General features: G+C 51.9%; 18 protein-coding genes. 8 read left to right on the forward strand and 10 right to left on the reverse strand.

The window, feature by feature from the left end; all coding sequences use genetic code 11:
• Positions 1–96 precede the first annotated feature (96 nt).
• The 4 genes from ACT3R7_RS06690 to pdxH all read left to right on the forward strand — a co-directional run bounded on the left by ACT3R7_RS06690 (position 97) and on the right by pdxH (position 2,348).
• Positions 97–567, forward strand: a complete 471-nt coding sequence (locus ACT3R7_RS06690; RefSeq protein ID WP_192539429.1) for a gamma-glutamylcyclotransferase family protein — start codon at positions 97–99, stop codon at positions 565–567.
• 52 nt (positions 568–619) lie between these two features.
• Positions 620–1,243 (forward strand): NAD(P)H:quinone oxidoreductase, encoded by a 624-nt coding sequence (gene wrbA, locus ACT3R7_RS06695; RefSeq protein ID WP_193092450.1) that lies wholly within the window; start codon positions 620–622, stop codon positions 1,241–1,243.
• Entirely contained in the window at positions 1,240–1,638 is a 399-nt protein-coding gene (locus tag ACT3R7_RS06700) for a DUF2069 domain-containing protein (protein ID WP_193092449.1), read from the forward strand. Before wrbA ends, ACT3R7_RS06700 begins: the two co-directional genes overlap by 4 nt.
• Positions 1,639–1,703: 65 nt before the next feature.
• Positions 1,704–2,348 carry a pyridoxamine 5'-phosphate oxidase gene (gene pdxH, locus ACT3R7_RS06705; protein WP_192539431.1) on the forward strand — a complete coding sequence of 215 codons (645 nt, stop codon included), beginning with the start codon at positions 1,704–1,706 and terminating at the stop codon, positions 2,346–2,348.
• An 88-nt stretch (positions 2,349–2,436) separates the two neighbouring features.
• Here pdxH and ACT3R7_RS06710 read toward each other — a convergent pair whose 3' ends face one another.
• Positions 2,437–5,184, reverse strand: a complete 2,748-nt coding sequence (locus ACT3R7_RS06710) for a bifunctional acetate--CoA ligase family protein/GNAT family N-acetyltransferase (protein WP_193092448.1) — start codon at positions 5,182–5,184, stop codon at positions 2,437–2,439.
• 105 nt (positions 5,185–5,289) lie between these two features.
• Between ACT3R7_RS06710 and ACT3R7_RS06715 the strand changes: the two genes are divergently transcribed.
• Both ACT3R7_RS06715 and ACT3R7_RS06720 read left to right on the forward strand, forming a co-directional pair.
• On the forward strand, positions 5,290–6,231 hold the full coding sequence (locus ACT3R7_RS06715) for a histone deacetylase family protein (RefSeq protein ID WP_192539433.1): 942 nt from the start codon (positions 5,290–5,292) through the stop codon (positions 6,229–6,231).
• Positions 6,232–6,306: 75 nt separating this feature from the next.
• A complete protein-coding gene (locus ACT3R7_RS06720) occupies positions 6,307–6,939 on the forward strand; it encodes a helix-turn-helix domain-containing protein (RefSeq protein ID WP_192539434.1) in 633 nt (210 codons plus the stop codon).
• Here ACT3R7_RS06720 and ACT3R7_RS06725 read toward each other — a convergent pair.
• From ACT3R7_RS06725 to ACT3R7_RS06745, 5 genes are all read right to left on the reverse strand, one after another.
• Positions 6,936–7,286 carry a TusE/DsrC/DsvC family sulfur relay protein gene (locus ACT3R7_RS06725; RefSeq protein WP_193092447.1) on the reverse strand — a complete coding sequence of 117 codons (351 nt, stop codon included), beginning with the start codon at positions 7,284–7,286 and terminating at the stop codon, positions 6,936–6,938. The genes ACT3R7_RS06720 and ACT3R7_RS06725 overlap by 4 nt on opposite strands.
• Position 7,287: 1 nt before the next feature.
• Complete coding sequence (gene tusB / locus ACT3R7_RS06730; protein WP_192539436.1) at positions 7,288–7,575, reverse strand: sulfurtransferase complex subunit TusB; 288 nt, start codon at positions 7,573–7,575, stop codon at positions 7,288–7,290.
• A 13-nt stretch (positions 7,576–7,588) separates the two neighbouring features.
• Positions 7,589–7,954, reverse strand: a complete 366-nt coding sequence (tusC, locus tag ACT3R7_RS06735; RefSeq protein WP_193092446.1) for a sulfurtransferase complex subunit TusC — start codon at positions 7,952–7,954, stop codon at positions 7,589–7,591.
• Between the two features lie 9 nt (positions 7,955–7,963).
• A complete protein-coding gene (gene tusD / locus ACT3R7_RS06740; protein WP_018916161.1) occupies positions 7,964–8,353 on the reverse strand; it encodes a sulfurtransferase complex subunit TusD in 390 nt (129 codons plus the stop codon).
• A gap of 81 nt (positions 8,354–8,434) precedes the next feature.
• Positions 8,435–9,115: a Bax inhibitor-1/YccA family protein gene (locus ACT3R7_RS06745; RefSeq protein ID WP_192539439.1), complete on the reverse strand. Its 681-nt coding sequence runs from the start codon at positions 9,113–9,115 to the stop codon at positions 8,435–8,437.
• A gap of 127 nt (positions 9,116–9,242) precedes the next feature.
• On the opposite strand from ACT3R7_RS06745, the gene ACT3R7_RS06750 reads away from it, so the two are divergent.
• Positions 9,243–10,037 (forward strand): dienelactone hydrolase family protein, encoded by a 795-nt coding sequence (locus tag ACT3R7_RS06750; RefSeq protein WP_193092445.1) that lies wholly within the window; start codon positions 9,243–9,245, stop codon positions 10,035–10,037.
• A 58-nt stretch (positions 10,038–10,095) separates the two neighbouring features.
• Here ACT3R7_RS06750 and ACT3R7_RS06755 read toward each other — a convergent pair whose 3' ends face one another.
• The 3 genes from ACT3R7_RS06755 to ACT3R7_RS06765 form a co-directional block, all read right to left on the reverse strand.
• A complete protein-coding gene (locus tag ACT3R7_RS06755; RefSeq protein WP_192539441.1) occupies positions 10,096–10,254 on the reverse strand; it encodes a hypothetical protein in 159 nt (52 codons plus the stop codon).
• Positions 10,255–10,378: 124 nt separating this feature from the next.
• Positions 10,379–11,383: an aldo/keto reductase gene (locus ACT3R7_RS06760; RefSeq protein WP_192539442.1), complete on the reverse strand. Its 1,005-nt coding sequence runs from the start codon at positions 11,381–11,383 to the stop codon at positions 10,379–10,381.
• 177 nt (positions 11,384–11,560) lie between these two features.
• Entirely contained in the window at positions 11,561–12,142 is a 582-nt protein-coding gene (locus tag ACT3R7_RS06765; protein WP_193092444.1) for a hemerythrin domain-containing protein, read from the reverse strand.
• A gap of 220 nt (positions 12,143–12,362) precedes the next feature.
• Here ACT3R7_RS06765 and ACT3R7_RS06770 point away from each other — a divergent pair, with 220 nt between their 5' ends.
• Positions 12,363–12,548, forward strand: coding sequence for a hypothetical protein (locus ACT3R7_RS06770; RefSeq protein WP_192539889.1), 186 nt, complete (start codon positions 12,363–12,365; stop codon positions 12,546–12,548).
• A 148-nt stretch (positions 12,549–12,696) separates the two neighbouring features.
• Here the strand turns inward: ACT3R7_RS06770 and ACT3R7_RS06775 are convergent, their stop codons facing one another.
• Positions 12,697–12,903: a hypothetical protein gene (locus ACT3R7_RS06775; protein WP_192539890.1), complete on the reverse strand. Its 207-nt coding sequence runs from the start codon at positions 12,901–12,903 to the stop codon at positions 12,697–12,699.
• Between the last annotated feature and the right edge of the window lie 141 nt (positions 12,904–13,044).

Raw genomic sequence — 13,044 nt, forward strand, 5'->3', positions numbered from 1 at the left:
CAAACCCTGGCGCATTGCTTAAGTAGATTGCTCAAGGCTTGCCTCGATTAAAACCGCACGCCAAGCTATACATCCAACGTTATTAAAGGTTAACCAATGGCCTGGGTCAAAAAAGTGATCAGCATAGCGGGTTTATTAGTGTTGGCAGCTGCCACATGGCTGTGGCTTACGATGTTAAGCCCCTGGTTATATTCGCCCCCCGATGACGGACAGACGGTAGAGCAACGCACGCATCAGCTGTTTGTGTATGGAACGCTACGTTATGCAGCTATCCGCTGGCTCGTTTTTGGTGGGTCCGGCAACCCCGAAGCCGCCGTACTGGAAGGTTACGAGCGTGATGGATTGAACCTAACGCGACAAGCTGAGAGCCATGTCGAGGGTTTAAAGTTAACCGTAACGCACCAGGAGCTGGCTCGGCTCGACCGCTATGAACGCCTGGGGATTCGCTATGAGCGGATCGAAAAGCAGCTGGCGGATGGCAGTAGCGCGTGGGTGTATGTCAGATTATCTGAATTCAGTCATCTGCTTATGCCACCTCTCACCAGGCAGGTAGCTCTGATACCATAAGCACCTAAGCGATAGCATTTATTGAGCCCTCTTTCAGGACCAAGGAAATATTATGAGTGACACCACCCCCTACGTATTGGTGCTTTATTACTCTCGCTCAGGGGCCACGGCTGAAATGGCTCGGCAAATGGCGGCGGGTATTGAAAGTATTTCGGGTATACAGGCACGCCTGCGTACCGTGCCGCCCGTATCACCCACCTGTGAGGCGGTTGACCCGGAAATTCCTGACGAGGGGGCGGTGTATGTGGAGCTCGATGATCTGCGCAATTGCAGCGCACTGGCCCTGGGTAGCCCCACACGATTTGGCAATATGGCTGCCCCGTTAAAATACTTTTTGGATACCACCAGCAGCCTGTGGATGAACGGCGCCCTGGTGGATAAGCCCGCCTGCGCGTTCACTTCTACGTCAAGCCTGCATGGCGGCCAGGAAAGCACCCTTCTCACCATGCTGGTGCCCTTACTGCATCACGGCATGGTGTATGCGGGTATTCCTTATAGCGAAACAGCTCTGTTAAGCACTCAGGGGGGCGGTACCCCTTACGGTGCAAGCCACCTAGCGGGTACACGCAGCGACCGCTCTGTCGATCATCAGGAGCGCGAGCTGTGCGTGGCCCAGGGCAAGCGTATAGCCAAGCTTGCCCGGGCCCTGAACGCGATGCGTCAGGAGGCGTCATGAGAGAGTGGCTGGAAGGGCTTGAGCAACGTTACGGACTGGATACGCTGGCACTTCGCTTTCGGCAGTGCGTGCTTCTAAGCTTTGCCATACTGTTGTTGCTGGTGATTGTCCGAGGTTTTTTAATTCAGGGCGATGCGGTTGATTGGCGCCCTGTGGTGGCCTTTGTACTACCGTTGGTACTTTTCTTACCTTCTATTATTGGCCAACGTGCCCGTGGCCATGCCTGGCTCGCCTTTGTGAGCCTTCTGTACTTTACTCAAGGCGTTATGCTGGCCGCCGTGCCTGGGCAAACGGTGCGCGGTGGTATAGAGGCCTTGGTATCGTTGGCCCTGTTTATAGGCTGTATGGGTTATGCGCGCTTTCGTAGTCGGCAACAGCGCCAAGCCAAACGGTAGTATCTGCGCTTGAGCTTTATATGAAGAGTAGCCAACATAAATAAAATTTAAGGGGAGATCTGCTAATGACCCGTAATATTGCCGACATCCGGCGTGACTACGAAGGTGGGCGGCTTGATGAGGCGCACACAGCCCAAGGGCCCTTCGCTCTGTTTGATGAATGGTTCAGCCTTGCCATGGAACAGGAGCCTAAAGACGCTAATGCCATGACGCTAGCAACGGCTGACAGCCAAGGGCGCCCTCACGCACGCGTAGTGTTACTCAAGGGCTTTGACGAGCGTGGCATGGTGTTTTTTACCAATTACCATAGCCACAAAGGCAGCGAGCTGAGTAACGTTCCGTTTGCCGCCATGACGTTTTGGTGGCCCTCGCTTGCGCGCCAGGTGCGTATCGAAGGCCCGGTTGAACAGATTGCCCTTGAAGAGTCGGATGAGTACTTTGCCAGCCGCCCGCGCGGCAGCCAGCTGGGCGCGTGGATTGCCACGCAAAGCGTTGTGATTCCTGACCGACACTGGATCGAAGAGCGTCAAAAACGCTTTGAGCAAGCCTATGAGGGTCAAGAAATACCCCGGCCTATTCATTGGGGCGGCTACCGTCTCTCTCCCGAGATGATTGAGTTTTGGCAGGGGCAGCCTAGTCGGCTGCACGACCGTATCCGCTTTGAGCGCCGTGATGGCGGTGAGTGGGGGCAATTCCGCCTGGCCCCGTAAAGCTGAAGCCAAATAAGATCAGGCCTGCTAACTATGCAGGCCTGATTCATGCAGGCCTGATTCATTCTGGCGATGATTGCTGAATTGGTTAGTCGGGCAAGCTTTCCAGGCGGTGGCGCTGCCACTCGCTTTCGGGTTCGTTCAAGCGCAGCACGGCATCTATCACCTGCTCTTCCATGTTGTAACGGCATTTGAATCCCAAGTGCTTCATCAGCGCGCGCATGGGGTGGTTGTCCACCATGATTTTGCCGATCATTTCGAGCGTGCCAATATGGGTGCAGTAGTCGATCATCTTCTTCATTAGCAAACTGCCAATCCCCAGCCCCTGCAGATCATCGCGGATAATTACTGAAAACTCGGTGCGTATATTGTCAGGGTCGTTCCATACCCGCACGACGCCCAGCATTTGTTTACTGCCATCGGCGTGCTGATGTTCAGCGATAAACGCCATTTGTCGATCATAATTGATATGCGAAAGTATCGATAAATCGCGCTGGGTCAGATTGGATTTATTGTGAAAGTAGCGAAAGCGAATGCTTTCTTCAGAGAGCTGGCGATGAAACGTGGTAATCAACGGCGCATCTTCGGCCCGAATAGGTCGTGCCTCTACCTGCCAACCGTTTTTAAGCGTCACCCATTCGCGCAGTTCCTCCGGGTAAGGCATGATGGCAAAACGCGCCGGGGCGCCTAAGTCCAGCGCAAAATCCACGGCAAGCACGCCGTCACGGTTTAGCAGTAACGGATTAATCTCAAGGCCACGCAGATCGACTAAGTCCGAGGCCATCTGAGAGAGTTTGACCAGCAGCTGACATAACCGCTCGATATCACGTTCAGGCTCTGCTGAGTGCTCGATAATCAACGATGCCGCGTGAGTTCTACCCACCATGTCGGCGGCCAGGCTCATATTCAACGGCGGCAGTGCCACTTGTCGATCGGCCAAAATATTAACTTTGTAGCCACCAATACCAAACACGATTAACGGGCCGAAAACCGGATCACGGGTAATACCCGCACAAATCTGCATGGAGTGCTTGCCACGTTGCATGGGCTGAAGGCAATACTCGCGAATGGCGTACTGCGGAAACTTCTCCTGCACTTTGTCACCCAACTGGCGCATGCCCTGGGCAACCTGGCTGGACGTTTCCAGGTCTTGCAGCAAGCCTGCGGAAATTTTGTGGGGATGCTTACGGTATCGGTAAGGCCGGCAATTACCTTCGTGTATGACTTTGAGGGCCATGGGGCCCTGAATTTGTTGCGCCGCAGTTTCGGCTTCATCTGGATTGGTCAAATAGACGCTTGGCGCCGTTGGAATCCCGTACGCCTCCAACACCTGAGCCGTTTCTGAGTGGGTAAGCGTTTGCCGGCCCTGCTCTTTTGCCTGAGCAATCAGCGCCCGACACTGAGCGCGTATTTCTGGGCTGGTTGAAAACGGCAAGCTTGGGGGAATTTCGTGCAGCAAAGCTTGAACACGCTGGTAATCCACCATATGCATAAACGCTTTAACGGCTTTCTCAGGGGAAATATAGGTAGGAATGCCTGCCCCATTACACAGGTGGCGCGCGTTGAGCGCTTCTTTCAGGCCCATCCAGCTTGTGAGCAAGTTTCGCCGAAATTGCTTACGGTTATCTATCAATGCCTGAGCAGTGATCGCCGAAGGGGCCAGGCGTGTCGGGGCGTGAACCACTAGCACGGCATCAACGTTGCTATCGGCTGCGACAATCTCCAGCGCTTCAACAAACCGTTCGGGCGTTGCGTTACCGCCAAGGTCTACTGGATTTTCGCCCGGTTTGCTCATATCGACCTGGCTTTTATGCAGCGCGGCCTGGGTTTCCGGGCTAAATTCTGCAAGCTTACCGCCAGCGCTAATCAACTTATCAATCGCCAGCATTGCCGGGCCTAAGCCGTTGGAAACGATGGCAAGCCGATCGCCACGCAGCGGTTTCATGCGCGAAAGCGTTTCCAGCGCATCCAGCAGCTCATCGGAATCATCGACCCGCACTACCCCGGCGCGCGCGAATGCCGCATCAAACACCACATCGCGATTGGCTATGCCGGGCGTAGGCGCCATGCCGGAAATATCCGATTGCGGTGTCCGGCCGCTTTTTATCGCCAGTACCAAGCGGTTACGCGAAGCATCCCGCACGGAGGTCATAAAGTGCTGGGCATCGGTGATGCGCTCCAGGTGCAACAAGATTGCCTGGGCGGGGGAAAACTGATTGACGTAATCGATCAGATCCGGTAACAGGACATCCACACTATCGCCAACGGTGATTAAATGCGAAAACCCGACATCACGCCCCGCTGCCCAATCAATCATGCCGTTGGCAAGCATGCCTGATTGCCCTAAGTACGCCACGCGACCTGCTTTAACCGGCTGGCTGGCGTAGGAAGCATTCAGGTGCTTGCCCGGCACGATCAATCCCATGCATTCCGGGCCTAGCACGCGGATACCCGAAGCTAGCGCCGCTTTCAGCATTCGCTCACGGATAGAGCCCTTGTTGTCGCTATCGCGGTCCAGATAGGCGCCGCCAGAAAGCACAAGCGCGGCTTTAACGCCAAACTGCCCCAGGCGCTTTATTAACCTAGGCACGCCTGCAATCGGAGAGCAGACTACGGCCAAGTCGGGCACTTCGGGTAAATCCGCTACACTGCTGAAACAGGGTACGTCCAATACCGCGTTGTACCCTTTGGGGTTTACCGCCCACAGCGTGCCTTTAAAGCCGCCTTCTTGCAGGTTGCCGAGCACTAGTCCACCCAGCGAGGCTGGTTTTTCAGAGGCACCGAACACCGCCAACGTGCGAGGTTCAAAGAAATGATGCAAAAAGCGCGTACTCAAATGTGAGCCTCCTCTGAAATAGATAGCGACGGTGTACGACTTATTGACACTGTCGCGCAAGCCCCGGAGGCGATTAAGGTGGCCTCAATACAATGGAGCGCTTGAATGATTACTGCCTACCTTACCCACCCCGACTGCTCATTGCACCATATGGGGCCTGAGCATCCTGAAAGCCCGCAGCGTTTGGAAGCTATCCGCGCGCGTCTTTCGCTTGCGGGTTTATTACAGCAGACCATGCAAGCCGATGCCAAAGAAGCTAGCCGTGACGCCTTGATCAGAGTACACCCAATCAGGCACCTGGATGCTCTAGATAAGTGTTTGCCGAGTGAAGGGATTGCAGCGCTGGATAGCGAAACCCTGATGAACCCGGATAGCTTAAAGGCTGCGCGGGTAGCTGCAGGTGCCGTCGTTAAAGGCGTTGACCAGGTATTTAAACGTCAGGCAGATAACGTTTTTTGCGCGGTAAGACCCCCAGGCCACCACGCTGAAGCAACGGATGCCATGGGGTTTTGTTTTTACAATAATATCGCCGTAGGTGCTGCGCATGCCCGCGAAACTTACGGCGCCAAGCGTATTGCCATACTCGATTTCGATGTTCATCAGTGCAATGGAACGATCGATATTTTTAAAGACCAGCCTGATGTGCTGATCTGCACGAGTTTTCAATACCCGTTCTACCCATGGCGATATCTACGCAGCGAATGGAAAAATGTCGTCAATACACCTCTGGAAGCCGGTACCGAGGGACCCGAATTTCGTCGTCTTATCGAAAGCCAATGGCTACCCGCCCTGCACGCGTTCAAACCGGATCTGGTGATGATATCCGCCGGGTTCGATGCTCATCGCGATGACCCCATGGGTGATATTTGCCTGGATGATGAAGACTTCTATTGGGTGACCCATCTGGCAATGGAAATTGCTACGTTGTACGCCGATAACCGGGTTGTTTCCGTACTGGAAGGTGGCTACAACCCCAAATCGCTAGGCAGCGGCGCCGAAGCCCATTTAAAAGCCCTGCTGGGGCTGCCTTTCAAAGAAGGCGATTAATGCATCAGCTAATGCCCTGGAACGCCTTGGCGCTATGGTACTATGGCGATTACTGCTGTTTTCAACGTGATCCCTATGACCGCCACTTCTGAAGAACATGCTGCGCTGCGTATTGCTTCCGGCAGCAAGCCGTTTGTCGAACCCCTGCGCCTGGGCGGGCGTCTTAAACAGATTCGTCTTGCTAACCAATGGACGCTAGAAGATGTAAGCCAGCGCACGGGGCTAGCGCGTTCAACGCTTTCAAAAATTGAAAATGATCAGGTCTCGCCTACGTTTAGCGTGGTTCAAAAACTTACCACAGGGCTTAATATCGACCTGCCCCAGCTATTTACGCCACCCAAGCGTGAACGCTATACCATGGGCCGACGTGATCTTACCCGCCAAGGCAAAGGGCAATTGCACCCAACCCCTACCTACGAACATGAGCTGCTTGGCCATCAGTTGGCGCAAAAGCGCATGATTCCGTTTAAAACCATTGTACGAGCGCGCAGCTTCGACGAGTACCACCAGTGGGTACGCCACGATGGCGAAGAGTTTTTGATGGTACTTCACGGCGATATCATGCTTTACAGCGAGTTTTATGCCCCTTTGATACTTACCGAAGGCGACAGCATTTATTTTGATAGCGATATGGGCCACGCACTGGTGTCCACCAGTGCGGATGACGCCGTCGTACTCTCGGTATGTACTCGAGGCGAGGCGGCTTAAAGGCAGTTAGTTGGCTTGGGCAGCCCGGCAAGGCGTGCAATGCGCTTAGGTGGGCTGCCGGGAAACAGCGTCATAAGGTATATCGATTTGCCCTTCTCTTCACCCAATGCATTCTTGGTAGCTTTAACCAGTGGCCGCATGGCCGGCGCCATTTCATAGCGCTGGTAGAAATCCCGCACAACGTCGATTAATTCCCAATGCTCGTCAGTCAGTACTAGCCCTTCATCTGACGCGAGCATTTCAGCGACCGATTTCGACCACGCTGACTGTTCAACTAGATATCCCTCGGGATCAAGGCCAATTTTTTTGGATGAATCAAGATAACGGTATATTTTCACATCTGACATATTAATACCATGTCACGGTCTGAAGGTGGTGCTCCGTTAAGGAGACAAAGCCGTTCATATCTACTGTGGGAAATACATGCGCTTCTAACTGCTCGCCAAGCCCCCAGGATGACACGTCTTCCGCCAGTAAATAGATACGTGAGTGATAGTCCTGCCAGCCTTCCCAATGTGGTTTTAGTACCGCCTGTACGCCTTCTTCGATCAACAGCACTGCATCTTCGCAGCCAACGGCTTGCTGCATCTGTTGCGCTGCATCGCTACCCGGCGCCTTAGTTAAAATATGCAACATGGTAGGTATTCCGCTAAAAATTAAGTACATGCGAATATTGCTGCATGAACGCAGGCATAGCCTCAGGCTTCAACAGGCGCACGTTATCACGCAGTGCAGCTAAAGGTACGCCAATGGCCGCCAAAGAGGCCTCAGAGGTCCATAGGTTCTCAATATCGTACATTTCCAGCATATCCATGGTAGGTAAGCTGGCTTTCTGCCCTGGGGCTCCGCTGCCCTGCTCTTTTACCAGCGCCATTATACCCTGCCCCAGAAACAGCAAATCGACAGGTTGGCCAAAGGCGGCGGCGACCAGCGCCGCATCTAGCCCCTCGCGGAGCAAATTAGAGCCATACGGCGCATGCCGAATTATCACCAGCAAATTTTCTGAATCAGTCATTATGCCCTCTTAAGCAAACGTGATGAGCCGATCACAGCGCTTCTGCAAGGTGAGTAGTTGGCCAAGCCCCGTTAATTCAAATGGCGCTTCCAGATTAAACGATGTTTTGCCGTGGCGCTGCGCTTCTGCTTCGCTGAGAAGCCCACGCCTGAGGGCTGCGGCAATGCATACATCCAGCGCAACATTGTGTAAGTGATGAAGCTCAACCCACGCATCACGCAGGTTAAGTTCATCCTGTGGGGGGGTCATAAGAGATGAGGCGTTATGGACGCCTTCGTGATAAAAGAACACCCCCGCCAAACGGTGCCCTTGAGCGATGACTGCTTGAGCAAAGCGCAAAGCAGAGTGAGGCGCTTGACTGGTATACGGCGCACCCATCACCAACAAACCATACTCCATTGCGTTAAATCCGAATCCGGTAGCCAAAAAAAGACAGACCCTACAAGTAGGGTCTGCCCGTTTACTAACCGCTAATCGCAATTAGTCGTTGCTCATAATACCCAGGATAGACAGCAGGCTTACAAACAAGTTATAGATAGAGACATACAGCGTCACAGTAGCCAAAATGTAGTTCGTTTCACCGGCGCGGTGAATGATCTCACTGGTCTGATAAAGAATCGCAGCTGATGCGAACAGCACAAAACCAGCCGATACCATCAATGAAAGTGCCGGGATGTTGAAGATTAAACCAGCGACCATGGCCAGGATCAAAACGATCGCGCCAGCCATCAGGAAGTTACCCAGGAAGCTGAAATCTTTTTTCGTGGTTAACGCCACTGCTGAAAGGCCGAAGAACGTAATGCCTGTCATCGCCAATGCATTCATGATCAGCGCGCCGCCATTGGGCAGCGTCAAATAGGCTGAAATAATCGGACCTAACGTGAACCCCATAAAACCGGTAAAGGCAAACGTGGCCAGTAAGCCAGCCGCTGAGTTAGCCGTTTTATGCACCAGGAACATCAAGCCATAAGCACCAATAAAGAACACAAATATGTTCATTTGTTGGACGCCCATTGCAACGGATGCGCCTGCCATCACTGCGGAGAAGAGCAGTGTCATTGCGAGTAATGCGTAAGTGTTACGTAGCACTTTGTTGGTGCTTACGCTGTTGGCAACACCGCTTGATCGCGTATGTGCCGTGTTCAGGTCGTTATAAGCCATCTCTTAATGCTCCCCATATAATGTTGCTTACAATAGACCAGCATGCCGTCACCAAGTTCCAGACGCAAGCCCTTATCGTACCGAAACTAAAGTACCCAACCTTTTTCTAACGAAAGGATAGTCAGCTATGCTTATTTTTTCGACTGACCGAGATACTTTGACAATGATTAAAACACTTTCTCTCTCATCGTTGGTACTGACTTGTTACGCCGCAAATGCGTTTGCCTTCTCGCCTATGGGTGAAGATATTGCTTATACAGTTAACGATGAAGCGTTTGAAGGCTATTACGTTTCAGCCGTTAACGAATCAAAAGGCACGGTACTTATTATTCATGACTGGGATGGCGTGGATGATTATGAGCGCCAGCGAGCCGATATGCTGGCCAATGAAGGTTATGACGCGTTTGCTATTGACCTTTTCGGTGCCGGAAATCGCCCCCAGGCAGTCGAAGACAAACAAGCGGCTACCAGCCAGCTTTATGAAGATAGAGCGCGAATGCGTGAATTAACCCTGGCAGGCTTAAGCCAGGCCCGGGAGCAAGGCGCTGCCGAATCAACCGTATTGCTCGGCTACTGCTTTGGAGGTGCCGCTGCGCTTGAAATAGCCCGCTCTGGCGAGGCGGATGATGTTATAGCCTACTCAAGCTTTCATGGCGGGCTAGCCACGCCTGAAGGGCAAGACTACCCGCAAGCCACGCCGCCGATCTTTATTGCGCATGGGGGTGCTGATGAAAGCGTCAGTCTTGGAGAAGTTACTACGCTCATGGACACGTTAGAAGCAGCTGAGATAGCGTATGAAGTAAATATTTATTCAGGCGCCCCCCATGCATTCAGCGTATTCGGCAGCGACCGCTACCAGGCGCGAGCGGACGAGCGTTCCTGGGCCTCGTTTACTCAATGGCTAAACAGCGTATTGGAATAATGGTGTTGCAGTAACGTAAACCGCCACTGGCGATGGTTCTTATCGCCAGTGGCGTCTTTTAGCTTTCTATTTCTTCGTCATCATTTTTCGCCGGAGTAACCACTGTACTCGCGGTGTGCCGAATATCCTGCGCAGTGTATAACCTGGCATCAACGACATGCAGTACTGCGAGTTGCACAAAAAGCACTGCAAAACAGATGATAAAACCTTTGATCATGTCGGCTTTCCTGAACCAGGCTGGCGATAGCCAACCTTTTGCTGAATGCTAGCTCAAAGGTTGCTGAAAGCAATAGCTGCACTAGCCAAACCATGCAATTAAAAAGGCATTCCCAGCGCTTTGCTTACTGATTAAATTCCTCAGTATCGATATCCACTTGCTGCGCCGCACTGTACCGCTCCCCCGCTATTTGATCAGGCGTCATCATCGAATTGAGCTCACGGAGGAGGTTACTGTCTAGTGTCAGACTATCAGCTGCCAGATTTTCACGCATATGGGCGACTGAGCAAGTCCCGGGGATAGGAACGATATGACTACCTTGGGCTTTTACCCAGGCCAGTGCCAATTGAGCGGGAGTAACTTCAAGCGATTGGGCGAGCGACTGAAAGCGTGAGAATACCGCTAAGTTCTTAGCCAGATTGTCAGCATTAAAGCGTGGCATATTAGCCCGCATATCACCTTCGCCAAACACCGTATCGGCCTGAATAGCACCCGTCAAAAAGCCACGCCCAAGCGGGCTAAATGCCACCAAAGCCACATCAAGCTCTTGGCAGGCATCAATCAGCGCAATTTCCGGGTTACGTGTCCAGAGCGAGTACTCCGACTGCACTGCTGCTATCGAATACTCTTTATGCGCTTGATGAAGAGTCTGTGCTGACACCTCAGACAGCCCCACGCCGCCAATCTTACCTTCGTCGACCAGCTTACCCAACGCGCCGACGCTCTCTTCAACAGGCACTTCGCGGTCTAGCCGGTGCAGGTAATAGATATCGATATGATCGGTCTTTAAACGCGCAAGGCTTTCCTCACACTGTTGGCGCAATATTTCCGGGCGCCCATTAATAACCCGCTTTCCACTATCAGCCTCAATGGCCAAACCGCACTTACTAGCCAATAACAGCTCTTGGCGTTTATTTTTTAAGGCATTGCCGAGCAGGCGTTCATTAGCCGTGGCGCCATACAGCGTTGCGGTATCAAAATGTCGATATCCCATTTCAAACGCTTCATGCAATGCACGCAGGGCATCTATCTCCGGCACATGCTGGCCATAACCATGAGACAGGTTCATACAGCCAAGCCCAATAGTAGGCGAAGACACTTCGTTAAGACGCTTAAAAAACATCGACATAGTCAATCTCTGAAAAGGAAATTTCTGCCGCCTTGTTATGCCGTATAACGGTTAACAATTCAATGCGACAAGTGGAAAGCACGTCACTCTCCCTGAGGCATTGCCATTAAGACGATAGACACATAAAAGCCCCAGGGAATGATCCATGGGGCTATAGAAGCGCTCTCTTAGGAAGTATTAACCGGTATGACGCCCTTGAAGCTTATCCAGGAGCCTATCAATCATTCCTACCCCAGGCCCAACGCTCTTATGGAATAGCTCTGAATGAGGCGCGCTAGGATGTGGGCGTGTCGGCGCCAGCTTCTTGGCATTGTCGACTTTTTCACCCAGGTTGATAAGCTCATTGCCAGGAATATGGGTGCGTAGCTTGGGAAACTGGTCGGATTCTTCATCATCGATGTGATGGCGGAGCTGTTTTTCCATCTCTTTAGTAAGCGTCATAAAAGAAGGATCAGAGGCATCAACGTCCTCTAGCTTTTTCATGACCTTGACCAACTCATCATGCTCTTTCTTGTCATGTCCAACTTCATCATGGCCATTAGGTATATGTTTCTCCATGGCGGGGTACACATACATTTCCTCGGCTACCGCATGACGCATCACTTCAGCAATCGCGGTATCTATTAAATCCCGGCGCTGCTTGGGGTCGTTAGTGTTTTCTACCTGGGTTAATAACTCCAACATCTCTTGATGATCGGTCGTTAAAATGTTGATAACGTCCAATCCGTTGCCTGTAAGGCCTTGCGTGTGGTTATCCATACCTTTCTCTCCCTCTCATTAATAGACCATGAGCCGCCAGCTCCATTTTAAGCTAGCACCGCCGGGTAGTTATTTCCAAGCTCGCAGTCAGACGCCTAATACATGTTAAGAAGTTTTTTAAAATCGACTGGTTAGCTGCAGGCTTGGTACTCAACCCGTGCTTCATAAGCTACGTTATAAAAGGATTAATCAACCGGATTGACAAACCAAGGAGAGGATAATGGCGACGTTTATAGTTTACAGAGCAGTTCAGGAAGGCATAGAAATTGACGCACAGCCAGAGTGGTGGGTAGTGGATATGCGTGACGCTGATCAACGAGATGGTGAGCTAGTACGTAAACGCTGCACGACCAAGCCTGAAGCAGATGAAATGGTGAATGAACTTAACGAACAATATGCTGGTTGAGTAGCTAAGCAGCCTGCCCGCTAAGTAACGAAGCAAGCTCCATAAAGACGCCAGAATGAATTTGGTGTCTATCACCGAAGGAACATCCACCAGTCTTAGCGCAACACGGACTGGTGGACGGTAATAATGCAGAAACAGAACGATGCGACTATTTCTTACCACTTAACGATCTAAGCAGCGACTCCACTTGATGGTCGCCCTCACCTTCATCATCGACCTCCTCTTTTGCTAGTTCTTTCTTATCGCCCACCACAGCATTACAGGAATTGCAGTAAATAGTTTCATCTTCATCGGTGTTACCAGGAAAACGGAAATCTTCGCTGCCGCACTGGGCACATCGTTTCGGAAATGCCATTTAAAATTTCTCCTTGTTGTATGCAAAGCATCATGCCATGCATACCTATAGCTTAGCTGATAACAAAAATAACTGCGTATAGTCAGCTTGCTGCATACTCAGCTATAAAATTACCCATCCAAGCCTCCTTTACGGCTCAGC

Source organism: Halomonas sp. AOP43-A1-21 (assembly GCF_052376775.1).
In the GTDB taxonomy this organism is placed as follows: Bacteria; Pseudomonadota; Gammaproteobacteria; order Pseudomonadales; family Halomonadaceae; genus Vreelandella; species Vreelandella colorata.

Bases quoted from the DNA above. Each gene is read 5' to 3' on its own strand.
- ACT3R7_RS06690 (WP_192539429.1), top strand. From the start codon at position 97: ATGGCCTGGGTCAAAAAAGTGATCAGCATAGCGGGTTTATTAGTGTTG.
- wrbA (WP_193092450.1), top strand. From the start codon at position 620: ATGAGTGACACCACCCCCTACGTATTGGTGCTTTATTACTCTCGCTCA.
- ACT3R7_RS06700 (WP_193092449.1), top strand. From the start codon at position 1,240: ATGAGAGAGTGGCTGGAAGGGCTTGAGCAACGTTACGGACTGGATACG.
- pdxH (WP_192539431.1), top strand. From the start codon at position 1,704: ATGACCCGTAATATTGCCGACATCCGGCGTGACTACGAAGGTGGGCGG.
- ACT3R7_RS06715 (WP_192539433.1), top strand. From the start codon at position 5,290: ATGATTACTGCCTACCTTACCCACCCCGACTGCTCATTGCACCATATG.
- ACT3R7_RS06720 (WP_192539434.1), top strand. From the start codon at position 6,307: ATGACCGCCACTTCTGAAGAACATGCTGCGCTGCGTATTGCTTCCGGC.
- ACT3R7_RS06725 (WP_193092447.1), bottom strand. From the start codon at position 7,286: ATGTCAGATGTGAAAATATACCGTTATCTTGATTCATCCAAAAAAATT.
- tusB (WP_192539436.1), bottom strand. From the start codon at position 7,575: ATGTTGCATATTTTAACTAAGGCGCCGGGTAGCGATGCAGCGCAACAG.
- tusC (WP_193092446.1), bottom strand. From the start codon at position 7,954: ATGACTGATTCAGAAAATTTGCTGGTGATAATTCGGCATGCGCCGTAT.
- tusD (WP_018916161.1), bottom strand. From the start codon at position 8,353: ATGGAGTATGGTTTGTTGGTGATGGGTGCGCCGTATACCAGTCAAGCG.
- ACT3R7_RS06745 (WP_192539439.1), bottom strand. From the start codon at position 9,115: ATGGCTTATAACGACCTGAACACGGCACATACGCGATCAAGCGGTGTT.
- ACT3R7_RS06750 (WP_193092445.1), top strand. From the start codon at position 9,243: ATGCTTATTTTTTCGACTGACCGAGATACTTTGACAATGATTAAAACA.
- ACT3R7_RS06755 (WP_192539441.1), bottom strand. From the start codon at position 10,254: ATGATCAAAGGTTTTATCATCTGTTTTGCAGTGCTTTTTGTGCAACTC.
- ACT3R7_RS06760 (WP_192539442.1), bottom strand. From the start codon at position 11,383: ATGTCGATGTTTTTTAAGCGTCTTAACGAAGTGTCTTCGCCTACTATT.
- ACT3R7_RS06765 (WP_193092444.1), bottom strand. From the start codon at position 12,142: ATGGATAACCACACGCAAGGCCTTACAGGCAACGGATTGGACGTTATC.
- ACT3R7_RS06770 (WP_192539889.1), top strand. From the start codon at position 12,363: ATGGCGACGTTTATAGTTTACAGAGCAGTTCAGGAAGGCATAGAAATT.
- ACT3R7_RS06775 (WP_192539890.1), bottom strand. From the start codon at position 12,903: ATGGCATTTCCGAAACGATGTGCCCAGTGCGGCAGCGAAGATTTCCGT.